Source organism: Mycobacterium ostraviense (genome assembly GCF_002705925.1).
Taxonomy (GTDB): domain Bacteria; phylum Actinomycetota; class Actinomycetes; order Mycobacteriales; family Mycobacteriaceae; genus Mycobacterium; species Mycobacterium ostraviense.
Map to the genome: position 1 here is coordinate 1397619 of NZ_NKRE01000001.1, position 24111 is coordinate 1421729.

A 24111-nucleotide genomic window follows, 5' to 3' on the forward strand; every position below is an offset into this window, starting at 1 on the left:
CGATCCAGGTTGTCGTCCCCAAGATGGGCGAGCTGTTAGGCGCGGGACGAACGGCAATGAAGGTCGTCTCGCTGCTCGACAGGCCATCCAGGACGGCTCTGGGCGGGAGCGACCAGGTGAACCAGGCTAGGCTGCTAGCGCTTTCCGATATTCGAGGCCTCGGCGACCTCTCCGACGCGAGTAGCCGAGTCGCGACAATCGCCGGTGTGTTCAGCCAGCGCGGTGATCCGCGGGGTGTCTTTCCACTGATCTACCGCCTTGGCCTGGATGCTGTCGCGGCGGCCAGGTCCACGGTGGCTACGGCTTTGTGCGTCAACTCACCGCCGACGGCCGAACCAACCATCTCGAGTCCATCTGGCGCGACAGCAAAGTCGGCGAAATCTATGAAGGCGCTAGCGAAGTCAAACTGTGGAGCATCGAACGCCGCAGATTAGGAAGGAGACAACGAATGCAAATCTCAGCCGCGGTGGTGCCAGAAGTGGGCGCGCCGTTCAGTCTCACCGAGGTCGAACTTCAAGACCCAGCACCTGATGAGGTGCTAATCGAGATCGCCGGAGCCGGCATCTGTCACACCGACATCGCTGTGCAGCACGGGCAATTGCCGTTCCCGCTGCCCGGCGTCCTGGGCCATGAGGGCAGTGGAACCGTGGTGCAGGTCGGCGCCGACGTGAAGTCGCTCGCCGTCGGTGATCAGGTCGCAGTCAGCTTTAACAGCTGCGGCGCATGCCCCACTTGCGCGACAGGTGCACCCGCCTATTGTCACGACTTTCTCGCATACAACTTCGGCGGAGTGCGCCCCGACGGATCCTCCGGGTTAGCCTCTGCCGGAACAACATTGGGGGCCAACTTCTTCGGCCAGTCATCGTTGGCGACGCACGCGCTGGCTCACGAACGAAACGTCGTGAAGCTACCACCGGGTGTCCCGGTCGAACTCGTGGGGCCGCTCGGATGCGGCATCCAGACCGGGGCCGGCGCAGTGATGAACTCGCTTGACGTTCAGCCCGGATCGACGGTGGTAGTCGCCGGCGCGGGGGCTGTCGGCCTGTCCGCGGTGCTGGCGGCCGTGGTGCGCGAGGCCACGTCCATCATCGCAATCGATCTGCACCAGAGCAGGCGGAAGCTAGCCACCGAGCTTGGCGCCACCCATGCTATCGACCCTAACGCTGGCCCTCTGGCCGACCAGATTAAAGCGATCTCGCCGGCGGGCGCCGGTTACGCGATTGACACTACGGCGGTGCCGCCCGTCACCGAGCAGCTGCTTGCCTGCCTTGGCGTGCGGGGCAAGCTGGGATTGCTTGGCGTGCCTGCCAGTCCGGAGGCAGTCTTTTCGGTTGGGCTGTTTGAGCCACCCCTGCTCGGCCTCACCATCCGAGGCATCATCGAAGGCGACGCCGACCCGCAGACCTTCATCCCCTACCTGCTCGATCTGCATCGTCAGGGCAAGTTCCCGTTCGACAAGCTGATCACCACGATGCCGCTGGCCCAGATCAACGAGGCGGTGGAGGCACAGCACCGCGGCGAGATCCTCAAAGCCGTGCTGACTCCGTGATCCAGCTAGAACCTGCTCGTTAGAGTTGCGCAATGACCGAATACGAGGCCATCGTCCTTGAGTCATCCGGGCCGATTGCCCGCATCACCTTGAATCGCCCCGATGCCGCCAACGCGATGAATGACACACTGCTCCGCGAGCTTGCTGATGCGGCCAAGCGCTGCGATCGCGGTGCCACCAGGGTTGTCGTCCTCACCGGTGCTGGACGATTCTTCAGCGCCGGGGGAGACCTCAGGGCGATGGCATCGTCATCGAGCACGCCCGGCGACTACGTCAAGGCGATGGCCGACGACCTGCACCGCGCCATCTCCACGTTCGCCCGGATGGACGCGGTACTGATCACCGCCGTCAACGGGGTTGCGGCTGGAGCCGGTTTCAGTCTGGCGGTGACGGGCGACCTGGTGCTTGCGGCAGAGTCGGCGTCGTTCGCGATGGCTTACACCACAGTCGGTTTGAGCCCCGACGGCAGCTCGTCGTTCTATCTGCCCCGGCTCATCGGCGTCCGCAGGACGCAGGAGCTGATGTTGACCAATCGGGCACTGTCCGCCGCTGAGGCGTTGGCTTGGGGCTTGGTGACAGAAGTCGCCGAGAGTACGGAGCTGGCTGCCCGCACGGATGCGCTCGCGGAGAAGGTCGCCTCTGGCGCAAGGCAATCCGCGTCATCGGTGAAGAAGCTGGTGTTGATGTCGTTCAATACCGGCCTCGAGGAACAGATGGAGTTGGAGGGTCGACTCATCGCCGAATGCGCCGATTCCCCCGACGGAAACGAGGGCATCAACGCGTTTCTCGAAAGGCGCCGACCGCAGTTCGCGCACTAAGCGCCGAGCGACTGGACCAAATCTCCACGCAAGGAAACCGGCTGCAGCTGCTGTCGGGTCGGGACCGAAGATCTGGCCAACACAGCGGCGCCGATTGGTTCAGCGCTACTCCGACGCCGCCGCCGCCGAATTGCTCGTGCCCACCCTGCCCGCGTTCGCCGCGTCAAAGACCGCGACATGGGCGGACCGGCTCGCACCACGCGACCTCTCGGATGGCTTTGACATGGTCGTCGAAAGACAGTGACGATTGCTTGCCGTTCACCCTGAACAGCACCGACGTGTAGGCGCGGCCGTCTTTGCGGCTGCGCACTCGAAGCGTCGCCATGCAGGCAGAAGACGCCTGATGTTGACCGCGATGTTGACGGGACAATCGCTAAAACGCCGTGACCCGTGGTTTCTCTGTGGAGCTAAGGGGACTCGAACCCCTGACCCCCACACTGCCAGTGTGGTGCGCTACCAGCTGCGCCATAGCCCCGAGATGTCGTGCCCATCGAAGCTACACCACCGCCGGGAAGGGTTCAAAGTCCCAGGCCACGGCACCTACCCGATGACCTGATTGACCACCTCACGCGCGGTCTTCTGCACCTCGGCCAGATGCTCGGGCCCGCGGAACGACTCCGCGTAGATCTTGTAGACGTCCTCGGTGCCCGACGGGCGCGCGGCAAACCACGCATTGGCCGTCGTCACCTTGAGCCCACCCAGCGGGGCACCGTTGCCCGGCGCGGCGGTCAGCTTGGCGGTGATCGGCTCGCCCGCCAGCTCGGTGGCGCTGACCTCGTCGGCCGATAGCTTGGCCAGTCGCGCTTTCTGATCCCGATCAGCCGGCGCATCCACCCGGGCGTAGGTCGGCGCACCATACTCATCAGCCAACGCCAGGTACCGCTGCGACGGCGTGGCGCCGGTGACCGCCAGGATCTCGGCGGCCAGCAAAGCCATGATGATGCCGTCCTTGTCGGTGGTCCACACCGAGCCGTCCCGGCGCAGAAACGACGCCCCCGCCGACTCCTCACCACCGAACCCGATGGTGCCGCCGATCAAGCCGTCGACGAACCATTTGAAGCCCACCGGCACCTCGACCAGTCGACGGCCCAGCCCGGCGACCACCCGGTCGATGATCGACGAGCTGACCGCGGTCTTGCCGACGGCGATGCCCGCCGGCCACGACGGTCGGTGGGTGTAGAGATAGTCGATCGCGACGGCCAGGTAGTGGTTGGGATTCAGCAACCCCTCGTCGGGGGTGACGATGCCGTGCCGGTCGGCGTCGGCGTCGTTACCGGTGGCGATCTGGTAGCGGTCGCGGTTCGCGATCAGCCCTGCCATCGCGTCCGGGGAGCTGCAATCCATCCGGATCTTGCCGTCGTGGTCGAGCGTCATGAACCGCCACGTCGCGTCGACCAGCGGATTGACCACGGTCAAGTCCAGGCCATGACGCTGCGCGATCTCGGCCCAGTAGTCCACGCTGGCCCCGCCGAGCGGGTCGGCGCCGATGCGGACTCCGACCTCGCGGATCGCGGCGACGTCGACGACGCTGGGCAAGTCGTCGACATAGTTGGCCAGGTAGTCGTGGCGGCGGGCGGCGCGCAGCGCCCGCGCGACCGGCACCCGTTGCACCGCCGAGACGCCGGCACGCAGAATCTCGTTGGCGCGCTTGGCGATTGCGCTGGTCACCGCGGTGTCGGCGGGGCCGCCGTGGGGCGGGTTGTACTTGAAGCCGCCGTCGGGCGGCGGGTTGTGCGACGGCGTCACGACGATGCCGTCGGCCAATGCCGTAGTGCGGCCCCGGTTGTAGGTCAGGATGGCGTGACTGATGGCCGGAGTCGGGGTGTAGCGGTCGCGGCTGTCCACCACCGCCGGCACGTCGTTGGCGGCCAGCACCTCCAGCGCCGACACCCAGGCCGGTTCGGAAAGTCCGTGCGTGTCACGGCCGATGAACAGCGGCCCGGTGGTGCCCTGCTGCGCGCGGTACTCCACGATGGCCTGGGTGATCGCCAGAATGTGGGCCTCGTTGAAGGCGCCGTCAAGTGCCGAGCCGCGGTGCCCGGAGGTGCCGAACACCACCTGCTGTGCAACGTCGTGGGGGTCGGGTTGGATCGAGTAGTACGCCGTCACCAGGTGCGGTAGATCGACGAGGTCTTCGGGCTGGGCCGGCTGACCGGCTCGCGGGTGGGCCACCATGGCACCAATTCTGCCCATTGGCACCTTGCCCGCCGTCGGTCAGGCTCTACGCTGCGAAGCGCACCCTTGGCACACCGGAAGGACTCGACCAGTGGCACGCCATGACTACCGGGAGTTGGCCGCGATCTTCGCCGGCGGAGCGCTGGGCGCGCTGGCACGTGCGGCGCTGGCCACCCTCGCGGTCCCCGACTCGGCACGGTGGCCATGGCCGACGTTCACCGTCAACATCGTCGGCGCATTCCTGGTGGGCTACTTCACCACCCGGCTGCTGGAACGGCTGCCGCTGTCGAGTTATCGGCGCCCGCTGCTGGGCACCGGACTATGCGGTGGCCTCACCACGTTCTCGACCATGCAGGTCGAGACGGTCAGAATGCTCGAACACGGCCACTGGGTGCTCGCCGCCGCCTACACCGTCGTCAGCATTGTGCTCGGCTTGCTGGCGGTGCAGCTGGCCACGGTCGTGGTCCGCCGGGTGCGGGTGCGCGGATGATCTCGGTTGCCGTCTGGCTGGGCGTCATGGTCATCGGCGGGATCGGGTCGGTGTCGCGGTTCCTGGTCGATCGCGCCGTCGCGCGCCGGACGGCGCGGGCATTTCCCTACGGCACGCTGGCGGTGAACCTCAGCGGTGCCGCGCTGCTGGGGTTCCTCGGCGGCTTGACGTTACCCAAAGACGTTGCGCTGCTGGCGGGCACGGCGTTCGTCGGGGCCTACACCACCTTCTCCACCTGGATGCTGGAAACCCAGCGGCTGGGCGAGGACCGCCAGCTGCGTGCGGCATTGGCCAATATCGCCGCCAGCGTCATACTCGGACTGGCGGCGACGTTGCTGGGCCAATGGATCGCGGAGCAGATATGAGTGAGCAAAGCCTGAAGTTGACCGCTTACTTCGGCGAGCGACAGCGTGCGGTCGACACCAAACGGTTTCTGGCCGACGCGATGCTGGATCTGTTCGGCGAGAACGGCGTCGCGACGAGCGTTTTGATGCGCGGTACCACGGGCTTCGGGCCCGAGCACGAGCTGCGCTGCGACCGGATGCTGAGCTTGTCCGAGGATCCTCCGGTCACCATTGTCGCCGTCGACGTCGCGTCGAAGATCCGCGGTCTGGTCGACGATGTGACGGCGATGACCGACCGCGGATTGGTGACGTTGGAACGCGCCCGACTGGTCACCCGACACAGCGGCGCCGAGGCGCTGGGCGAGATGGAAAGCCGAAACGGGGATGCCGCCAAGCTCACCGTCTACGTCGGCCGTCAGGTGCGGGTCGGTGGGACCGCCGCTGGCTACGCCGTCTGCGAACTGCTGTATCGGCACGGATTCGCCGGTGCCACAGTGCTTCTCGGCGTCGACGGCACGGCATATGGTGAACGTTTCCGGGCGCGCTTCTTCGGCCGCAACGTCAATGTTCCGTTGATGATCATCGCTATCGGTTCGGTTCCGCAGGTGTCGGCCGCCGCCACCGACCTCGCCGGCCTACTGCCCAACCCACTGCTGACCATCGAACGGGTACGGCTGTGCAAACGCGACGGCGAGCTGTTGGCCCGCCCCCAACAGCTGCCGCCGACCGACGACCAGGGACGAAATTTGTGGCAGAAGCTGATGGTGCACACCGCCGAAGCGACCCATCATGAGGGCCTGCCGATCCACCGCGCGCTGGTGTATCGACTGATGCAGTCGCAGACGGCCCGGGGCGCGACTGCCCTGCGTGGAGTCTGGGGTTTCCATGGCGATCATAAACCGCACGGGGACAAGCTTTTTCAGCTCGCGCGTAGGGTACCGGTGACCACCATCATCGTCGATACGCCGGAGGCTATCGCGCGCAGCTTCGATATCGTTGACGAGCTGACTACCCGCCACGGGCTGGTCACCAGCGAGATGGTCCCGGCGGCGGTGTCCTTGACGGGATCGCCGGGATCGCCTAGAGCGGCCGAAACGCCGCTGGCACAGTACAACTACTGACGGTCGACCGTCACTGCTGCCGAAGGGCAGGCACGTCGTCGAGCGTGCGCGGCAGCACGTAAAGGGCCACCCGCCGGTTCGCCAGTTCGTGTTCGCCGAGGAAGACGCAGCCACCGTTTTCACAGAAGTGGCGTATCCCTTTGCTTCGATAGTCCGGGTCGAAAATGATCCGGCGACACTGCGGTTCGGCATTGAGCACGCTGGCCACAAAGTGCGGCAGTAAGAGTTGAGCGACACCAAGGGAGATGATGTTCGGGTCGGCGGTGGCGGCGTGGATACCCAAATCATAGGGATCGGATTCGTAGAGGGTAGAGATCAAATCCTTTGCAGCCCAGTATAATTCGAGGTAGCCGTAATATTGGCCGTCCAGACTGCCGACGAACGGCCGCGAGTAGTTGCCGTCGAGCTGGGCTCGCAGATACCGCTGCCACCGCGCCGCCGGCCACACGCATTCCCACGCTCTGGCCAAGTGCGGCCTGCTCATCCACTCGGCGATCATCTCCGCGTCGGTATCCGGGTCGGCCAGCCGAAACGCGTACGGCGAGGGCACCGCCGGCGTGGGCGGCGGCGGGACGTTACGGACCTCGTCGGTGAGATCGGTCAGTTGGCGCGGGAAAAGCGCGTCGGCTTCGCTCATGTCAACCCGCAAGCCTACCTACCGCACCCGTTGCGGACAGCCATTTGTCGGCCAGCGCCGAAACCCAGCCGGCTACCGCGCCGGCATCCGCCGGCGGCGCCTGGACCAGCACCAGCTCGTCGATGCCCAGTTCGGCCAGGGTCTCGACATCGCTGACCCGGGGGCTGCGCAGCGCCACGGCCAGTGACAGCCCATCAGGGTCTCGACCCGACTCGGCACACAACTGCTCGAGCCTGCCGACCCGTTCGCGCACCGCGTCCACGCCGTCGAGGTTGAACCCGTACCAGCCGTCCGCCCAGGCCGCGACTCGTCGCATCGCCGCATCGCTGTTGCCCCCGACCACGATCGGGATGCGGCGCTCCCGAGCCGGCTTGGGGTTGACCCGGACGCAGTCGAACGCGACGAAGTCTCCGCTGAACGACGCCACATCGTCGCGCCACAACGTGCGCATCGCGGCGACGTATTCGGCGGTGCGCGCCGCGCGGCGCTCAAACGGCACCCCGAGCGCTTCGAACTCCTCTTTGGACCATCCGACGCCGACGCCGAGTACCAGTCGTCCGCCGCTCAGCCGATCCAGGCTCGCCGCCTGCTTGGCCACCACGACCGGGTTGCGCTTGGGCAGCAGCAACACACCGGTAGCGACCGCTATCCGCGACGACGCGGCAGCGGCGAACGCCAACGCGACCATCGGGTCCAGCCAATCCGCCTGGGCTGGAACCGCGATGACGCCGTCGTCGGAATACGGATACCGGGACTCGGGCCGATCCACCATCACGACATGTTCGCCGGCCCACAGGGTGGCGAAACCGGCGTTGTCCGCCGCGGATGCGACGGCGTCAATCACCGTCCGGTCGGCGCCGGATCCGATCCCCAACGCATGCAATGCGAGCCGCATCCGACGATCGTCTCATGCCGGTCAGCGACTCTCGAGCAGCTTCGCCAGGACGGCCGCGTGACTGCCGTCGATTTCGCGCGTGGCGGTGACCAGGGTGATGGGCCCGCTCGCGGCGAGCTTCCGCAGTTCGGCCAGCGCCGGGCCGCCGGACAGTTCCGCTTCGTAGCGCGCCTCGAATTCGTCGAACCGCTCCCGCCGGTGGTGGTACCACTCACGCAGTTCCGTCGACGGGGCCACGTCCTTACGCCAGACACCCACTCGCGGGTCGTCTTTGCGGATTCCCCTTGGCCAGATGCCGTCGACCAGGATGCGCTGTCCCACGTCGGCATCGGGGTCCGCGTAGATCCGCGTTATTCGAATCTGGCGCTTGGCGACCATGGCGTCAGTGATACAGCAGATTGGTGTGCTGGCTGCAGTAGCTGTTGACGGCAGCGAGCACGGTCGACCTCGCCTCCTGCTGGGTGAAGTTGCCGGGGCCGCCGACGAGTCTGTTGACCGTCGCCTGGTACGTCTGCGGGGTGGGGCTCTGGTCGAGCATCGCGCAGGTGGTGTGGGCCTCGGCGATCATCGTCTGCAGCGAGACCCGGCCCTGATAGTTGACTCCGTTCTCGGAGAGCCACTTCGTGTAGTAGGAGTCCTCGGTGCTCAGCGGATCGGCTTGGGCAACCGGGCAGGTCGGCAGCGCCAGGCCCACCAGCGCTACCGCAAGCGTTTGTGCAGGCCTCATGATCCGCCTCCCGATGAGCGTCTTCAGCACCGAAGCAAGCAGGACCAACGCTACGCCGGGAATTCCCAGTTGGGGGCGGCGGCGGCGTCTCGATGTCGATCACGTCCGGGGCGAATGTCATCAATGTCGGCGGACCGTGTTACTATCGAACACATGTTCGATTTAACGAGGATCGGCCCTCGCGCCGGCCAAGCGGCCCTGATCGAGCGCATCGCCGAGCTGGAGAGAATCAAATCGGCGGCCGCTGCGGGCCAGGCTCGAGCGGCGGCCGCCCTGGACGCGGCACGCAGGGCCGCCGAAGCTGCCGGCGGCATGCCCGCCGATCGGCGCGGACGTGGGGTGGCCAACGAGGTCGCGCTGGCGCGACGAGACTCACCGGCCCGCGGCGCCCGGCATCTCGGCCTTGCGAAGGCCCTGGTGCACGAGATGCCGCACACGCTGGCCGCGCTGGAATGCGGCGCCCTGTCGGAATGGCGGGCCACCCTGATCGTGCGGGAAAGTGCGTGTCTGGACGTGGCGGATCGGCGCACGCTGGACGCCCAGTTGTGTGGTGACCTGGCGAACCTCGATGGGCTGGGCGATGCGCGGGTGGCCGCGGCCGCCAAGGCGATCGCCTACCGGCTGGACCCGCATGCCGTCGTCGACCGGGCGGCCAAGGCCGCCGAGGAACGCACGGTCACCATCCGACCCGCACCCGACACCATGTCGTATGTGACCGCCCTGCTCCCGGTAGCCCAGGGCGTGTCGGTGTATGCGGCGCTGCGCCGCGAAGCTGACGCTTGCTGCGACGGGCGCTCGCGCGGACAGGTCATGGCAGACACCCTGGTCGAGCGGGTCACCGGCCGGGCCGCAACGGTCCCGACCCCGATCGCGGTCACCTGGTCCTGTCCGACGAGACACTGCTCGGCGCTGACAGCGCACCGGCGGATGTCTGCGGCTATGGCCCCATCCCCGCGGCCGTGGCCCGCGCGATGGTCGCCGACACCGTCGCTGACCCACGCTCGAGAGCCACGCTGCGCAGGCTCTACGCCCATCCGAAAAGCGGAGCGCTGGTCGCCATGGAGTCACGCGTGCGACTGTTTCCTCGCGGGCTGGCCACCTTCATCGAGTTGCGGGATCAGCGGTGCCGAACGCCTTACTGCGACGCGCCGATTCGCCACCGCGACCACGCCCGGCCGTGGGCCGAAGGCGGTGCGACCACCGCCAATAACGGGCTCGGCTCCTGCGAGCGCTGCAACTACGCCAAGCAAGCCCTTGGCTGGGAGGTGACAACGAGCGATGAAAACCACACGCACACAGCCGAATTCACCACCCCAACGGGCAAGCGATACCGGTCCGGGGCCCCACCGCGGATACCGCCGATTACGGTCAGTGACGTCGAGGTCCGCATCGGCATCGCGCTCGCTCGGCACGCCGCCTAGTAGTGGTAGGTGTCCGTCGGGGCGGGCATGTGAACCCGTTCGTCCTCGAACTCCGACACTTCGATGCCGTAGGCACGGGCCAGGTCGAGGATCTTGGTGGCCCGCGCAATGCGCGGCAGGTCGGAGCCGTTGCGGATCTCTCCCCCGTCGCGCTGGAACTCGGCGAAAAACTCTTTGGCCCAGCCGATTTCGTCTTGCGATGGCGACAATCCCTCGTTCACCACGGCGCACTGCTCGGGCGAAAGGCAGATCTTGCCGGTCATCCCGAATTCGACGGAAACCGCGGTGGCCTCGATGAGCTTGAGCGGGTTGGTGCCGATGGTCGGCCCGTCGATGGCACTGGGCAGGTTGGCGGCCTTGGCGGCGATGGTGAACCGTGACCGAGCGTAGGCCAGGGTGGTCGGTTCTTCGCCGAAACCGGTGTCGCGGCGGAAATCGCCGATGCCGAAGGCCAGCCGAAAGGTGCCTTTCGCCGCGGCGATCTCGGTGATGCGCTCCAGGCCCCGGGCCGTTTCGACCAGCGCCACGATCGGCACGTTCGGCAGTCGCAGCGCGGTCTCGGTGACATGGTCCACCGATTCCACCATCGCCAGCATCACACCGCCGATCGACGTGCCGGCCAGTGCGGCTATGTCGTCGGCCCACCACGGGGTACCGAAGCCGTTGATGCGAACCCAGTCGCCGTTTCCGGCACCCAGCCACCGCACAACGTTGTCGCGGGCGGTGGGCTTGTCTTTGGGCGCAACCGCATCCTCGATGTCGAGGACGACGATGTCGGCACGAGAGTGTGCCGCGGACTGGAAACGCTCGGCGTGCGCGCCGTTGACCAACAGCCAGCTTCGGGCTAGCACCGGATCGATGCGTGAACCGATGTCATCGGGATCCGAAGCGGCGCCGTCGACCTGGTCATACATTGCGTGTTCAGTGGTCATCATCATTTCCGTGGGTATGTAGCGCGGTTCCCTAAACCGTAACCTCATCGCGAAACGGGCGGTCCGGCCGACCCGCGTCAGCGGCGCGAACGGCGACGTTCGTGGCCGGCGGTCAGCCGGAACAGCGCGCGGTCCAGGGTCGGCAAGATCTCGGTGATGGCGATTTCGCCGGCGGTGAATCGCGCCACCAGGCCGTAGGCCAGGTTGGACACGATCGGGGGCAGGTCCGCGACGAGGTCGGGGTCGGCCTCGCCGAGCACGGCCATCGCGGCGGGCGCGACGGCGTCGAGACCCCGGCTCACCAGCCGCTGACCTCCGGGGGCAGACCGCGCACGGTAATAGGCCCGCAGCATGTCCGGGTGACGCTCCCAGGGTTCGAAAATCGTCCGGAACACGCGCATCAGGCCGTCGTAGACGGATTCGTCCGGGCCGGGTGTCTGTGTGTCCAAACCGGCATAGCGGTTTTCGTCCATCCAGCGCTCGAGCGCCGACAGGATCAGCGCGTCTCGGGTTGGATAACGCTTGTAGATGGTGGCCAGCGAGGTCCGCGCGCGCCGGGCCACCTCCCGCAGCTGGACGGCGTCGTAGCCTCCGGTCTCCAGGATGTCGACGACCACTTCCAGGATGGGATCGGGGATCCGGTCGTGCGGGCGCTCCAGATCGCCGGTCACCACTTCAGCGCTAACCAAATTTCACCCTTGCCCTCGCTCAGTAACATCGTTACCGTACCGGGTGTAACACCGTTACTCAACGTGGAGGAGCGATGGCCGGCCGAGTCGACGACAAGGTCGCGTTTGTCACCGGCGCGGCCCGCGGCCAGGGCCGCAGTCACGCCGTGCGGCTGGCGCAGGAAGGCGCCGACATCATCGCGGTCGACATCTGCCAACCGATCGAGAACTCGGCGGCACCACCCGCGACACCCGAAGACCTCGCGGAGACGGCCGACTTCGTCAAGGCTCTGGACCGGCGGATCGTCGCCGCCGAAGTCGACGTCCGCGATTACGACTCGCTCGAGGCCGCCGTCGACGGCGGGGTCGAGCAACTCGGCCGGCTGGACATCGTCGTCGCCAACGCCGGCATCGGCACCGTGGGAGTCCGGCTGGACCGGATGGACGAGGACCTGTGGCAGCAAATGATCGACGTCAACCTCAGCGGCGTCTGGAAGTTGGTGAAAGCCGCAGTGCCCCATTTGGATTCGGGCGCATCGATCGTCTTGACCAGTTCGGTCGCCGGGCTCAAGGCATATCCCTACACGGGCACTACGTGGCGGCCAAACACGGGGTCGTCGGGCTGATGCGGTCCTTCGCCGTCGAGCTGGGTCCACGCAACATCCGCGTCAACTCGGTACACCCGACACACGTGAACACGCCATTGTTGATGAACGACAACACTTTTCGGCTGTTTCGGCCCGACCTGGAAAATCCGGGCCTCGACGACTTTGCCCTGATCTGCCGGACCTTCCACGTCCTGCCGATCCCGTGGGTGACGGCCGAGGACATCAGCAACGCGGTCCTCTTCCTGGCCTCTGACGAATCGCGCTACATCACCGGCGTTGCGCTTCCCGTCGACGCCGGCAGCTGCCTCAAGTAAAGGACCAGCACATGAGAACCAAGCTCTACTACGACCCCTACGACGTCAACATCGCCGCCGACCCCTACCCCACCTACGCCCGCCTCCGCGATGAGGCGCCGATCTATTACAACGAGGGCTACGACTTCTGGGCATTGTCGCGACATGCCGACGTCGAGAAGGCACTGGCGGATTGGGAGACGTTCTCCAACAGCCGCAGCGACATCCTCGAACTGATCCAGTCCAGGTTCGACATGCCCCCCGGCGTGATGATGTTCGAGGACCCGCCCGCACACACCAGGTTGCGCGGGGTTATGTCGCGGGTATTCACGCCCCGCCGGATGGCCGAGCTCGAAGACCAGATCCGGGCGTACTGCGTGCGTTGCCTGGATCCGCTGGTCGGCTCCGAGGGCTTCGACATCATCGCCGAGCTCGCCTCGATGATGCCGATGCGCGTCATCGGCATGCTGCTGGGCATCCCCGAAGGCGACCAGATCAGCGTGCGGGACGCCAACGACGCCAACCTGCGCACCAAACCCGGTACCCCGATGAAGGTGGCCAATCCGGACAAGATCGCGGACGGAAGCATCTACGCCGACTACATCGACTGGCGCGCCAACAACCCCTCCGACGACCTGATGACCGCGCTGCTCAACGTCGAGTTCGAAGACGAAAACGGCGTCACCAGAAAGCTCACCCGCAACGAGGTGCTGCATTACACCCAGGTCGTCGCCGGCGCCGGCAACGAAACCACCGGACGTCTGATCGGCTGGCTGGCCAAGGTCCTCGCCGAGCATCCCGACCAGCGCCGCGAAGTCGCGCGGGACCGTTCGCTATTGACCCGTACGGTCGACGAAACATTGCGCTACGAACCCACCGGCCCGCATGTCGCGCGCTACACCCTGCGCGAGTTCGAGTGCTACGGCACCACGGTGCCCGCCCACAGCGCCGTACTGCTGCTCTTCGGCGCCGCCAACCGAGACCCGTTGCGCTACCGGGATCCCGACACGTTCGACATCCACCGCGACAACATCTCGCACCTCACCTTCGGTAAAGGCGTGCACTACTGCCTCGGCGCGAACCTGGCACGGCTGGAGGGTAGGGTCGCCCTCGACGAATTGCTCAACCGGTGGCCCGAATGGGACATCGACTACGACAGCCTCAAGCTCGCGCCGACCTCCACCGTTCGCGGCTGGGAGCGACTGCGGATCGTCCTACCCTGAGCCCGCGGAAACCGGGTCTGCGGCAACCGCATGAAACCCTGGCCCGCGATGGTGTTGGATGGCGGAGTGGCAGGCATCAGTCGCAGCCGGACCATAACGGCCGAGCCGCAGGCGATTTGGGACATCCTGGCCGACTTCGGCGCCCTGAGTTCGTGGGCCGGCGGGATCGACCATTCGTGTGTGTTGAACCACGGCCCGGGCGGCGGGCCGGTGGGCACCACCCGCCGGCTGCAGGTGGGCAGCAATGCGCTGGTGGAACGCATCACCGAGTTCGAGCCACCCACCAGGTTGGCCTACGACATCGCGGGCCTGCCGCCGCGGTTACGCAAGGTCACCAATTGCTGGACGCTGCGCCCTAGCGGCCCGGCGGGCGAGGCCACGGTGGTGAGCCTGACCAGCACGGTCGAGGTCGGCGACGGCAAGCCGGCGCGGATGGCGGAGTGGGTGGCGCTGCGCGTCCTGGCCAAGCAGTCCGAGGCGATGCTGGCCGGGCTGGCACACCGATTGGAGAACACCCATGTCTGATCGCCCCGACATCGTCATCGTGATGACCGATGAGGAACGCGCGGTACCGCCCTACGAGTCGGCCGGCGTCCTGACCTGGAGGCAGCGCACTCTGACCGGGCGCCGCTGGTTCGACGAACACGGCGTGAGTTTCACGCGGCACTACACCGGCTCCCTGGCCTGTGTGCCGAGCCGCCCCACGATGTTCACCGGTCACTACCCCGACCTGCACGGGGTGACCCAGACCGACGGGATCGGCAAACGATTCGACGACTCGCGGCTGCGCTGGCTACGCGCCGGCGAGGTGCCGACCCTGGGTAACTGGTTCCGCGCGGCCGGCTATGACACCCACTACGACGGCAAGTGGCACATTTCGCACGCCGACCTGCACGACCCGGCCTCGGGTGGATCCCTGGCCACCAATGACGACGACGGCGTCGTCGACCCGGCCGCGGTGCAGCGCTACCTCGACGCCGACCCGCTAGGCCCCTACGGTTTCTCCGGTTGGGTGGGTCCCGAACCGCACGGGGCCGGCATGTCCGACTGCGGTCTGCGCCGCGACCCGCTGATCGCCGATCGGGTGGTCACCTGGCTCAACGACCGCTACGCGCGGCGGCGCGCCGGTGACGCCGCGGCGCTGCGCCCCTTCCTGCTGGTGGCCAGCTTCGTCAACCCGCACGACATCGTGCTGTTCCCGGCGTGGGTGCGACGCAATCCGCTCAAGCCGTCCCCGCTGGATCCGCCGCCGGTACCCCCCGCGCCCACCGCCGATGAAGATCTGCGGGCAAAACCGGCTGCCCAGATCGCGTTCCGAGAGGCCTATTACTCCGGTTACGGTTCGGCGCGGGTGGTCAAACGCAACTATGGACGCAACGCGCAGCGCTACCGCGACCTCTACTACCGGCTGCACGCCGAAGTCGACGGGCCGATCGACCGGGTGCGCCGAGCGGTCACCGAGGGCGGCTCGGACAATGCGGTCCTGGTGCGCACCGCCGATCACGGCGACCTGCTGGGAGCGCACGGCGGACTGCACCAGAAGTGGTTCAACCTGTACGACGAGGCCACCCGGGTGCCGTTTGTCATCGCCCGCATCGGCGCCAACGCGACCACGGCACGCACCGTTTCGGCGCCGACATCGCACGTCGACCTGGTGCCCACGCTGCTCGGCGCGGCGGGAGTCGACGTCGACGCCGCGGCCGCGCACCTCGCCGAGTCGTTCACCGAAGTGCACCCGCTGCCCGGCCGCAACCTGATGCCGGTGGTCGACGGGGGACCCGCCGACCAGTCCCGGGCCGTGTACGTGATGACGCGTGACAACGTGCTCGAAGGCGACACCGGCGCGTCGGCGTTCGCCCGGCAACTGGGCCGAACCGTGAATCCGCCTGCGCCGCTGCGGATCAAGGTGCCCGCGCACGTAGCCTCCAACTTCGAGGGGCTGGTGGTGCGCGTCGACGACTCCGATGCCGTGGGTGGTGCCGGGCACCTGTGGAAGCTGGTGCGCACCTTCGACGACCCGGCTACCTGGACCGAACCGGGCGTGCGTCACCTGGCCGGCAACGGCATCGGCGGCGAGGCGTACCGCACCGATCCGGTCGACGACCAGTGGGAGCTCTATGACCTGACCGCCGACCCCATCGAGGCCGACAACCGATGGACCGACCCGGACCTGCACGAGTTGCGCCAATATCTGCGGATGCAGCTCAAGCAGCACCGGGCGGTGTCGGTGCCCGAGCGCAATCAGCCGTGGCCGTATGCCAAGCGTCAGCCGCCGGCCGACCCGTCCGGCGGCATGGTACGTCGAGTGCTGGGGCGATTTAGGTAGTCCGGGCGACGCTGACGCGAGCTTATGGCTCCGCGAGCAGGGCGCGGGCCATCTCGATCGACTCGATTTCCAGCCCGGCGAGGTCGGCGTTGTAATCGGGTCCCAACAGGTCACCGCCCTCATGCATGCCCCTCAGCGGGCCGTCGATGAACTCGTCGAGGGTCAACGAAGCCGGTTCCATACCCGCCCACTCCCCCGTTGCGTGCCGGCGGGCATAGGCCGCTGTGGAGTAGACCAGATGTACGCAGACCGGCTCGTCGTCTTCGGTCACGTAGTCATTCGAGTGCACCCACGCTCCCCGCAGATCGGGGCCGAGCAGCACCCAGACTTCTCGGGTCGCGCGTACCCGGTCGATGAAACACTGATAGTTCGCCTGAAGGTCGGCGGTCAGGTGGAGAGCCACGCCCGACTCTAACCGCCGCAGCGCCCAGTGGAACGAGCTGCCGCGTGTCGGCGAACCTTTGCCAGCGGGCGTCATGGTCATCGTCGGGCTGTGACAGCGGCCGTGACCGCCGATCACGCCAGCTGGCCGAGCTCGGTCGCGAGCTTGTCCAGGTATCGAAGCGTCTGGTCGTACGGCTCGGTGGGCAGGTCCAGCAAGACGCGCTCGACCCCCAGCGGCCGGTATCCCTCGAGATCCGTTGCCGTCGCGTCGCCCCAGTGGCAGACGGTTACCGGTACGTCGCTGCCGGCCAGGGCGCGCAGTCGCTCAAGTGCGCGCGACAGTTGCTCCGGTGACGGGCTGATCGCGATCCATCCGGCGTTCAGCTCGGCGATGCGGGTGAAGTTGGCCGGCCCACCGCCGATATAGAGCGGCGGGTAGGGCTTCGTCACCGGCTTCGGCCAGCAGTAGATCGGGTCGAAATCGACGTATTTCCCGTGGAATTCGGCTTGCTCCTGCGTCCAGATCTCGATCATGGCCCGCAGCCGCTCGTCGGTCACGCGTCCGCGAACCGCGGGATCGACACCGTGGTTGGCCACTTCTTCGCGCAGCCAGCCCACGCCGACGCCGAACCGAAACCGCCCCTGCGACACCAGATCGAGCGACGCAACCTCTTTGGCCGTCAGGATCGGATCGCGCTCGGGAACCAGCGCGATGCCGGTACCCAAAACCAGCGTCTCGGTGGCAACCGCCGCCGCCGTCAACGCCACGAACGGATCCAATGTCCGGTAGTACTTATGCGGAATGGGTCCTCCGCCCGGGTAGGGGCTGCGCGTGTCGACCGGGATATGGGTGTGTTCGGCGAGAAACAGCGACTCGAATCCGCGCTGTTCCAGGGCCGTCCCCAGCTGCGCCGGGCCAATGCCTTCGTCGGTAACAAACGTCAAGACACCGAAGCGCATGCTTGCTCCTCTCGTCATATGCGCGATGACCTTCGGCCGGTGGGCGAAGCGACGCGGCACCGGCCGAGCGTAGTACCGATGTCCGGGCGCGACCAGCGACAGCCTCGGCCGCCGCGCGTGCGGGCGGCCGACGCAGATGAGGTACTCAGCTACCCCACTGCGCTGGGCAACCGGTTGGCGACCAGTTTCGGTTTTGACGTCAGCTTGTTTGCTTTACGAATTCCCTTGTCCATCAGCGCTTCAGGGGCGACCTTGCGCAGCAGCGACAGTCCGTGCGCCAGGCTGCCAGCCGGATAGCGCACTTTCGGCCGTCGGCTGGTCGCCGCCTTGAGCACGACCCGAGCCACCACCGCGGGATCATCCCCGTGGTGCACTCCCTCGGCGATGACGCGTCGGGCGTTCTCGCGAGCGGTCACGTAACTGTCGATCAGCGAATCGGCATCGACCGCATTGGCGCCGAACGAGGTCCTGGTGAAACCGGGTTCGACAACTGACACCCGCACACCGAATTCCCGGGTTTCATGATCCAGGGACTCCGAGAACCCCTCAACGGCATGCTTCGACGCCGAGTAGAGCGCGGCGTAGGGCGCAGGCAACAAACCCAACACCGAGCCGATGTTGACGATGCGGCCGCCGCCCTGCGCGCGCAGATGCGGCAGCACCTCACGAGTCAGCCGCACCATGCCGAAGAAGTTGGTGTCGAAGAGCTGCCGCGCCTGGGCAACCGAGCTCTCCTCCGCGGCGCCGATGATCCCTATGCCGGCATTGTTGACCAGGATGTCGATGCGACCGGCCCGCCGAATCACCGAAGCGACGGCCGTGCTGACCGACACGGCGTCGGTGACATCCAACTGCACCAATTCCACCCCGGGTATCGGTTGCGTGCTACTCGGGTTGCGACTGGTGCCGAAGACCTCAAAGCCCTTCGCCGCGAAAGCGTTCGCCACGGCGAGGCCGATTCCCGAGGAAACGCCGGTAACCAATACCACTGGCGATCGTCCGTCCATCTCCACTCCTAGTAAACCGACTGGTGTACTTTTGCTTGCGCAACGTTACGCCGCTTGATGCGGTTTGTAAACCGTTCGGTATACTTCTATCCATGGCTGGGCAGCACGTGACACGCAGGGGCGGCCGCGGCGCACGTCAGCGCATCCTGGACGCGGCTGCCGAGTTGTTCTACCGGGAGGGCATCAACGCCACCGGCGTCGAACGACTGGCGAGCGCATCGTCGGTGTCCAAACGGACTCTGTACCAACACTTTCCGAGCAAGACAGCGGTAGTCGAAGAGTACCTGCGCAGCATTGGAGACGTTGCCGCCAATCCGCCGCGGGTCAGCGGCAAAGCCGCAGAGCAGACGCCGCGCAGCCGATTACTGGCGTTGTTCGACAGTCCCCGTGCCGGGACAGCACCGCTGCGGGGTTGCCCCTTTCACAATGCCGCCGTAGAGGCAGCGGGAGCGATGCCAGGAGTTCAGAGCATAGTTCGGGCAGCCAAGCAGAATTTCATCGATGGGCTCACCGAGCTGTCCCGGGAGGCGGGCGCCAGCGACCCACGCTCACTGGGCAATCAACTCGCCGTTCTCTACGAAGGTGCGGCCGCGCTGGCTACCTCGCTCAACGATGCATCGACGTGGGAGCAGGCCCGCGCCGCAGCTGAGACGCTGATCGACCAAGCGCTCGCCTCATAACGCGCGGGCCTTGGCGCCCCCCCGGCTCCGTAGTCTGGATCAGGTGAGCGTTGCACCGGATATGACAGTCGCGCTGCAGGACCGCTTCTTGCGCGCGTTACCGGAACTGGCGGTCCGCTGGCAAGCCGATGCGCCGCCGGACGCACGGCTGCTGGTGCTCAACGAGCCGCTGAGCGGCGAGCTTGACCTCGAAGCCGGCTGGCTGCGCAGCGCCGACGGGGTGCGGTTTCTGGTCGGCACCCTGCTGCCCGAGGGCGCCGCCCCGGTGGCCCAGGCCTACGCCGGCCATCAGTTCGGCGGCTACGTCCCGCGGTTGGGCGACGGGCGGGCGCTGCTATTGGGGGAGCTCGCCACCGCCGACGGTCGGCTGCGCGACATCCACTTGAAGGGTTCCGGGCCCACGCCGTTCGCCCGCGGCGGTGACGGCTGGGCGGTCGTCGGCCCGATGCTGCGCGAATACGTCGTCAGCGAGTCGATGCACGCCCTGGGCATTCCGACGACGCGCTCCCTGGCGGTCGTGGGGACCGGGCGCCCGGTGCAGCGCGAGACCGTGCTACCCGGCGCCCTGTTGGTGCGTGTCGCCAGCAGCCACCTACGCGTCGGCAGCTTCCAGTACGCGGCATTCACCGGCGACCTGGAACTGCTGCGACGCCTGGCCGACCATACGATCGCCCGCCATCACCCCGACGCCGCCGAGGCCGAGCGTCCCTATCTGGCGTTGTTCGAAGCGGTGGTCGCGGCGCAGGCGTCGCTGATCGCCCAGTGGATGCTCGTCGGGTTCGTCCACGGGGTGATGAACACCGACAACATGACCATCTCCGGCGAAACCATCGACTATGGGCCGTGCGCGTTCATGGAGGCCTACGACCCCGAGACGGTTTTCAGTTCGATCGACCACTGGGGCCGCTATGCCTACGGCAATCAGCCGGTGATCGCGGGCTGGAACCTCGCCCGCTTCGCCGAGGCGCTGCTGCCGCTGCTCGCCGAGGACACCCAGGAGGCGATCGCACTCGCCGAGCAGGCGTTCGGGGTGTTCCGCACCCGCTATGACGCGGTGTGGTCGTCGGGGATGCAAGCCAAGCTGGGTTTGAGCACAGCCGCCACGCTGGTCGACGAGTTACTACCGATGCTGCAGGAGAGCCGCGTCGACTACACCTCGTTCTTCCGTCACCTCGCCAAAGCGGCCCGCGGCGACGGCGAGACGGCGCGCGGACTGTTCGTCGACCTCGCCAGGTTCGACGGCTGGCTGTCGCGTTGGCAGGCTCTGGGACCGGACGCCGAGCTGATGGACCGGGTCAACCCGATCTACATCCCGCGCAATCACCTCGTCGAGGAGGCTCTGGCAGCGGCGACGGACGGCGATCTTGGTCCGGTCGAACGGCTCCTTGACGCCGTCACACACCCGTATGCCGAACGGCCGGGCCTGCAGCGTTACGCCAATCCCGCGCCGCGGGATTTCGGCGCCTACCGAACCTTCTGCGGCACCTGAGCTCATACCCGTAACCTGCTGAACCACACCACCAGCAGAAGGAGCTAACGGATGACGTGGCAGATCGTGCTGTTCACCATGGGTTTGATCGTGGCCGGAGTCGCGGCATTGCTCTGGGTGTTCTCCGCCGGCGACAAAGCCCGCGCCCGCGGCAAGACGGTGACCATCGGCGCCCTCGCCGCGGCGGTGCTGTTCTTCCTGCTGGGCAGCTTCACGATCGTCGGAACCCGCCAAATCGCCATCGTCACCGCCTTCGGGCGTCCCAACGGCGTCAGCCTGAACAATGGCTTCCACGGCAAGTGGCCGTGGCAGATGACCCACCAAATGGACGGCGCGGTGCAGATCGACAAGTACGTCAAGGAGGGCAACAACGACCAGCGGATCATGGTGCGGCTGGGTAATCAGTCCACTGCCCTGGCCGACGTCAGCATCCGCTGGCAGCTCAAGCAGCCCGCCGCCCCGGAACTGTTCCAGCAGTACAAGACGTTCGACAACGTGCGGGTCAACCTGATCGAGCGGAATCTGTCGGTCGCCCTCAACGAGGTTTTCGCCGCCTTCAATCCGCTGGACCCGCAGAACCTCGACGTCTCCCCGCTGCCGAAGCTCGCCAAGCGCGCCGCCGACATCATGCGCCAGGATGTCAGTGGCCAGGTCGACATCTTCGACGTCAACGTGCCCACCATCCAGTACGACCAGGGCACCGAGGACAAGATCAACCAGCTCAACCAGCAACGCGCCCAAACCTCGATCGCAGTGGAGGCCCAGCGGACCGCCGAGGCCCAGGCCAAGGCCAACGAGATCCTGTCCCGCTCGATCAGCAACGACCCCAATGTCGTGGTACAGAACTGCATTACGGCCGCGATCAACAAGGGGATCAGCCCGCTGGGTTGCTGGCCGGGCAGCTCGGCGCTGCCCACGGTTTCCGTGCCCGGACGCTAGCCGACCCCACCTGATCGACATGAGAGGGTTGGTGCCCATGGAGATTCCGTTCGCAGACGCCGTGCGCGGCCGGTTCGGCCGCCGCGACGCCGAGTTCGACTTCATCGAGAAGTTCGAACACGAGGCCTTCGATGGTGAGGCAGCCGAGGCGGCACCCGACACCGTAGACCTGCCCGCGGCAGAGCCGGCCCTGCTGCTGCAGAAGATGGAGAACCGACTCATCCGGCAGCACCTGGCCAACCCGGACGTGTTGAGCGACGAGGAACTGCGCAAGCTGCGCTACATCCTCAATTTCGCCAGGCTCGCCGACTTCGAGCCGGGCGCCGCCGGGCCCGGTGGCAACCGTGGCCGCGGTGACGTCTCGGTCGGCGCCGAAGTTGCCCCGTGGCGCTCCAGGGTCACCGACGCGCTGTATGGACCGCTGCGCGAAGAGGCGGATCCGGTCACGGCGTTGCAGACGGCACGCGAGGCGCTGCAGGGTCTGGCCGCCGACCAGGACGACCAGCGACGCGTGCTGATCGAGCGCCACGGCAACGACTTCTCCCCCGCCGAGCTGGATTCGGAGGTCGGCTACAAGAAGCTGGTCACGATCCTCGGCGGCGGCGGGGGGGCCGGCTTCGTCTACATCGGCGGACTGCAGCGGCTGCTGGAGGCCGGCCAACTGCCCGACTACATGATCGGCTCGTCGTTCGGCTCCATCATCGGTAGCCTGGTGGCCCGCGCCCTGCCGGTGCCGATCGAAGAGTACGTGGAGTGGGCCAAGACGGTGTCGTACCGGGCCATCCTCGGACCCGAGCGGCTGCGCCGCCGGCACGGCCTGGCCGGGGTCTTCGCGCTGCGCTTCGACCAGTTCGCGCTGGCCCTGCTCAGCCGGGAAGACGGCGTGCGAATGCGGATGTCGGACTTGGCCATTCCGTTCGACATCGTGGTCGCCGGGGTGCGACGGCAGCCCTATGCGGCGCTGCCGTCACGGTTTCGCCGTCCGGAACTGGCGGCGCTGCAGATGCGGTCGCTTCCGTTCCGCCCGATCGGCATCGGACCGCTGGTAGCGGCCCGGATGTGGCAGGTGTCGGCCTTCATCGACTTGCGGGTGGTCAAGCCCATCGTGATCAGTGGCGACGACCCGGACCGGGACTTCGACGTCGTCGACGCCGCGTCGTTCTCGTCGGCCATCCCCGGTGTGCTGCACCACGAAACGCGCGACCATCGCATGGTCGGAATCCTCGACGAGTTGTGCGCCGAGAAGGACATCGCGGCGATCGTCGACGGCGGCGCGGCCAGCAATGTGCCCGTGGAACTGGCGTGGAAGCGGGTGCGCGACGGCAAGCTCGGCACCCGCAACGCGTGCTATCTGGCCTTCGATTGCTTTCATCCGCAATGGGATTCGCGGCACATGTGGTTGGCCCCGATCACCCAGGCCGTCCAGTTGCAGATGGTGCGCAATCTGCCGTATCTCGATCATCTCGTCAAGTTCCAGCCGACGCTGTCGCCGATCAACCTGGCGCCCTCCGTCGCCGCCATCGACCGCGCCTGCGAGTGGGGACGCGACAGCGTCGAGCAGGCGATCCCGGTAACCACCGCGCTGTTGCAGCCGACGTGGTGGGAAGGCGACGGTCCGCCGGTCGCCGAGCCCGCGGCGCGCGCGAAGTCGGTGGCGTCGTCGATGAGCTCGGTGCTGGCCGCGATTCAGTCGCCGACCGGACGCTGGGCACGGTGGCGAAACCGCCACCTGACGTAAGATCGCCGGCGACTCGCTCGGGTGGCTACCATGGCCCTCATGCCCGAGCCGGTCCCGGCTTCCGAGGAAGCCGCCGCACTCGGCGGCGAGACTGCCGCCCTGCCGAATTCGGCACCCACCGACGCAGTTCACGCGGCATGGTCGCACGACGATCAACCCCTCGAACCCGACGAACCCGACGAGTGCCAGGACATCCGCGACGACGACAGGACTTCCGCAATCGAAGCGGCCGTCCAGTCCTGGGGCACGACGTGGGGCCGTGCCGCGGCGTTGCTGCTGCTGGGTCTCGGTGTCGCAACACTCATCGTGATCGGCGGTTGGGCGCTGACCACCGAGAAATCCCCCGACCAGGGCGGGCAACCGCCCTCGGCTGCGCGGGCGACGACGGCCGCTCCGACGGCGACGTCCGCGCCGGCTGCCACCACAATCGCCTCGACCCCTGAGCAGGACAGCGACTACATCAGGGCCCTCAACGATCGCGGCATCACGTTCGCCAATCCCGATGCCGCGGTCTACAACGGCAAGTTGGTCTGCATGAACTTCCGTCGCGGCATGACTGTGGACCAGATAGTCGCGGCATTTCGGGCGAGCAATCCGGCGCTGAGCAGCAACGCCGAAGATTACGTGGCGATCTCGATGCGCACCTATTGTCCGTAACGCGGCCCCTAACGCGGCAATGTCCGGGTG

The 24111-nt window shown here is 66.9% G+C and carries 24 protein-coding genes, 1 tRNA gene and 3 pseudogenes; 17 read left to right on the top strand and 11 right to left on the bottom strand.

From position 1 onward, the window contains the following. Positions 1-307: 307 nt before the first annotated feature. From CDN38_RS32360 to CDN38_RS28880, 4 genes and pseudogenes are all read left to right on the top strand, one after another. Positions 308-370 (top strand): annotated as a pseudogene (locus CDN38_RS32360) (hypothetical protein); the annotation flags it as partial. Positions 371-448: 78 nt separating this feature from the next. After that, positions 449-1549, top strand: a complete 1101-nt coding sequence (locus CDN38_RS06195) for an NAD(P)-dependent alcohol dehydrogenase (protein WP_075510718.1) — start codon at positions 449-451, stop codon at positions 1547-1549. 32 nt (positions 1550-1581) lie between these two features. Continuing rightward, a complete protein-coding gene (locus tag CDN38_RS06200; RefSeq protein ID WP_075510674.1) occupies positions 1582-2367 on the top strand; it encodes an enoyl-CoA hydratase/isomerase family protein in 786 nt (261 codons plus the stop codon). A 94-nt stretch (positions 2368-2461) separates the two neighbouring features. Then, positions 2462-2611, top strand: coding sequence for a hypothetical protein (locus CDN38_RS28880; protein WP_408633000.1), 150 nt, complete (start codon positions 2462-2464; stop codon positions 2609-2611). A 158-nt stretch (positions 2612-2769) separates the two neighbouring features. On the opposite strand, the gene CDN38_RS06205 is transcribed toward CDN38_RS28880, so the two are convergent. Continuing rightward, positions 2770-2842 (bottom strand) — tRNA-Ala (locus CDN38_RS06205). 65 nt (positions 2843-2907) lie between these two features. Next, entirely contained in the window at positions 2908-4542 is a 1635-nt protein-coding gene (gene pgm / locus CDN38_RS06210; RefSeq protein ID WP_075510675.1) for a phosphoglucomutase (alpha-D-glucose-1,6-bisphosphate-dependent), read from the bottom strand. 91 nt (positions 4543-4633) lie between these two features. Here pgm and crcB (CDN38_RS06215) point away from each other — a divergent pair, with 91 nt between their 5' ends. Genes crcB (CDN38_RS06215) through CDN38_RS06225 form a run of 3 tightly spaced genes read left to right on the top strand, consistent with a single transcriptional unit; the run spans position 4634 to position 6497 of the window. Then, positions 4634-5032 carry a fluoride efflux transporter CrcB gene (gene crcB / locus CDN38_RS06215; RefSeq protein ID WP_075510676.1) on the top strand — a complete coding sequence of 133 codons (399 nt, stop codon included), beginning with the start codon at positions 4634-4636 and terminating at the stop codon, positions 5030-5032. After that, positions 5029-5397 carry a fluoride efflux transporter CrcB gene (crcB, locus tag CDN38_RS06220; RefSeq protein ID WP_075510677.1) on the top strand — a complete coding sequence of 123 codons (369 nt, stop codon included), beginning with the start codon at positions 5029-5031 and terminating at the stop codon, positions 5395-5397. Before crcB (CDN38_RS06215) ends, crcB (CDN38_RS06220) begins: the two co-directional genes overlap by 4 nt. Then, positions 5394-6497, top strand: coding sequence for a DUF190 domain-containing protein (locus tag CDN38_RS06225; protein ID WP_075510678.1), 1104 nt, complete (start codon positions 5394-5396; stop codon positions 6495-6497). The genes crcB (CDN38_RS06220) and CDN38_RS06225 overlap by 4 nt, the downstream gene beginning before the upstream one ends. Before the next feature lie 10 nt (positions 6498-6507). Here the strand turns inward: CDN38_RS06225 and CDN38_RS06230 are convergent, their stop codons facing one another. Genes CDN38_RS06230 through CDN38_RS06245 form a run of 4 tightly spaced genes read right to left on the bottom strand, consistent with a single transcriptional unit; the run spans position 6508 to position 8756 of the window. Continuing rightward, positions 6508-7134 carry a GNAT family N-acetyltransferase gene (locus CDN38_RS06230; protein ID WP_075510679.1) on the bottom strand — a complete coding sequence of 209 codons (627 nt, stop codon included), beginning with the start codon at positions 7132-7134 and terminating at the stop codon, positions 6508-6510. Between the two features lies 1 nt (position 7135). Beyond that, entirely contained in the window at positions 7136-8029 is an 894-nt protein-coding gene (locus CDN38_RS06235) for an LLM class F420-dependent oxidoreductase (protein ID WP_075510680.1), read from the bottom strand. 21 nt (positions 8030-8050) lie between these two features. Next, positions 8051-8407: a DUF488 domain-containing protein gene (locus CDN38_RS06240; protein WP_075510681.1), complete on the bottom strand. Its 357-nt coding sequence runs from the start codon at positions 8405-8407 to the stop codon at positions 8051-8053. 4 nt (positions 8408-8411) lie between these two features. Further along, positions 8412-8756 carry a DUF732 domain-containing protein gene (locus tag CDN38_RS06245; RefSeq protein WP_075510682.1) on the bottom strand — a complete coding sequence of 115 codons (345 nt, stop codon included), beginning with the start codon at positions 8754-8756 and terminating at the stop codon, positions 8412-8414. Between the two features lie 153 nt (positions 8757-8909). Between CDN38_RS06245 and CDN38_RS06250 the strand changes: the two are divergent. Next, positions 8910-10177: pseudogene (locus CDN38_RS06250) on the top strand (HNH endonuclease). On the opposite strand, the gene CDN38_RS06255 reads toward CDN38_RS06250, so the two are convergent. Then, positions 10174-11091 carry an HpcH/HpaI aldolase/citrate lyase family protein gene (locus CDN38_RS06255; protein WP_438502287.1) on the bottom strand — a complete coding sequence of 306 codons (918 nt, stop codon included), beginning with the start codon at positions 11089-11091 and terminating at the stop codon, positions 10174-10176. The pseudogene CDN38_RS06250 and the gene CDN38_RS06255 overlap by 4 nt on opposite strands. Positions 11092-11186: 95 nt before the next feature. After that, on the bottom strand, positions 11187-11780 hold the full coding sequence (locus tag CDN38_RS06260; protein ID WP_233026777.1) for a TetR/AcrR family transcriptional regulator: 594 nt from the start codon (positions 11778-11780) through the stop codon (positions 11187-11189). Positions 11781-11872: 92 nt separating this feature from the next. Between CDN38_RS06260 and CDN38_RS06265 the strand changes: the two are divergent. From CDN38_RS06265 to CDN38_RS06280, 4 genes and pseudogenes are all read left to right on the top strand, one after another. Then, positions 11873-12699: pseudogene (locus CDN38_RS06265) on the top strand (mycofactocin-coupled SDR family oxidoreductase). 11 nt (positions 12700-12710) lie between these two features. Beyond that, entirely contained in the window at positions 12711-13901 is a 1191-nt protein-coding gene (locus CDN38_RS06270; protein WP_075510683.1) for a cytochrome P450, read from the top strand. A gap of 48 nt (positions 13902-13949) precedes the next feature. Beyond that, positions 13950-14426 (top strand): SRPBCC family protein, encoded by a 477-nt coding sequence (locus CDN38_RS06275; protein ID WP_075510721.1) that lies wholly within the window; start codon positions 13950-13952, stop codon positions 14424-14426. Then, the gene (locus CDN38_RS06280; RefSeq protein WP_075510684.1) at positions 14419-16227 is read left to right on the top strand and encodes a sulfatase-like hydrolase/transferase; all 1809 of its coding nucleotides are present in this window, start codon (positions 14419-14421) and stop codon (positions 16225-16227) included. Before CDN38_RS06275 ends, CDN38_RS06280 begins: the two co-directional genes overlap by 8 nt. A 22-nt stretch (positions 16228-16249) precedes the next feature. Here the strand turns inward: CDN38_RS06280 and CDN38_RS06285 are convergent, their stop codons facing one another. The 3 genes from CDN38_RS06285 to CDN38_RS06295 all read right to left on the bottom strand — a co-directional run bounded on the left by CDN38_RS06285 (position 16250) and on the right by CDN38_RS06295 (position 18578). Then, positions 16250-16711, bottom strand: a complete 462-nt coding sequence (locus tag CDN38_RS06285; RefSeq protein WP_233026778.1) for a DUF2750 domain-containing protein — start codon at positions 16709-16711, stop codon at positions 16250-16252. Between the two features lie 32 nt (positions 16712-16743). Then, positions 16744-17571, bottom strand: a complete 828-nt coding sequence (locus tag CDN38_RS06290; protein WP_075510685.1) for an LLM class F420-dependent oxidoreductase — start codon at positions 17569-17571, stop codon at positions 16744-16746. Positions 17572-17720: 149 nt separating this feature from the next. Further along, the gene (locus tag CDN38_RS06295) at positions 17721-18578 is read right to left on the bottom strand and encodes an oxidoreductase (protein WP_075510686.1); all 858 of its coding nucleotides are present in this window, start codon (positions 18576-18578) and stop codon (positions 17721-17723) included. A gap of 92 nt (positions 18579-18670) precedes the next feature. Between CDN38_RS06295 and CDN38_RS06300 the strand changes: the two genes are divergently transcribed. The 5 genes from CDN38_RS06300 to CDN38_RS06320 all read left to right on the top strand — a co-directional run bounded on the left by CDN38_RS06300 (position 18671) and on the right by CDN38_RS06320 (position 24081). Further along, positions 18671-19258 (top strand): TetR/AcrR family transcriptional regulator, encoded by a 588-nt coding sequence (locus CDN38_RS06300; RefSeq protein ID WP_075510687.1) that lies wholly within the window; start codon positions 18671-18673, stop codon positions 19256-19258. 61 nt (positions 19259-19319) lie between these two features. Further along, complete coding sequence (locus CDN38_RS06305) at positions 19320-20747, top strand: protein adenylyltransferase SelO (RefSeq protein ID WP_438502288.1); 1428 nt, start codon at positions 19320-19322, stop codon at positions 20745-20747. A gap of 51 nt (positions 20748-20798) precedes the next feature. Then, positions 20799-21686 (top strand): Rv3090 family protease, encoded by an 888-nt coding sequence (locus CDN38_RS06310; RefSeq protein WP_075510689.1) that lies wholly within the window; start codon positions 20799-20801, stop codon positions 21684-21686. Between the two features lie 37 nt (positions 21687-21723). Next, complete coding sequence (locus CDN38_RS06315; RefSeq protein ID WP_075510690.1) at positions 21724-23424, top strand: patatin-like phospholipase family protein; 1701 nt, start codon at positions 21724-21726, stop codon at positions 23422-23424. Between the two features lie 39 nt (positions 23425-23463). Next, positions 23464-24081 carry a DUF732 domain-containing protein gene (locus CDN38_RS06320; RefSeq protein ID WP_232336951.1) on the top strand — a complete coding sequence of 206 codons (618 nt, stop codon included), beginning with the start codon at positions 23464-23466 and terminating at the stop codon, positions 24079-24081. Positions 24082-24111: the final 30 nt, after the last annotated feature.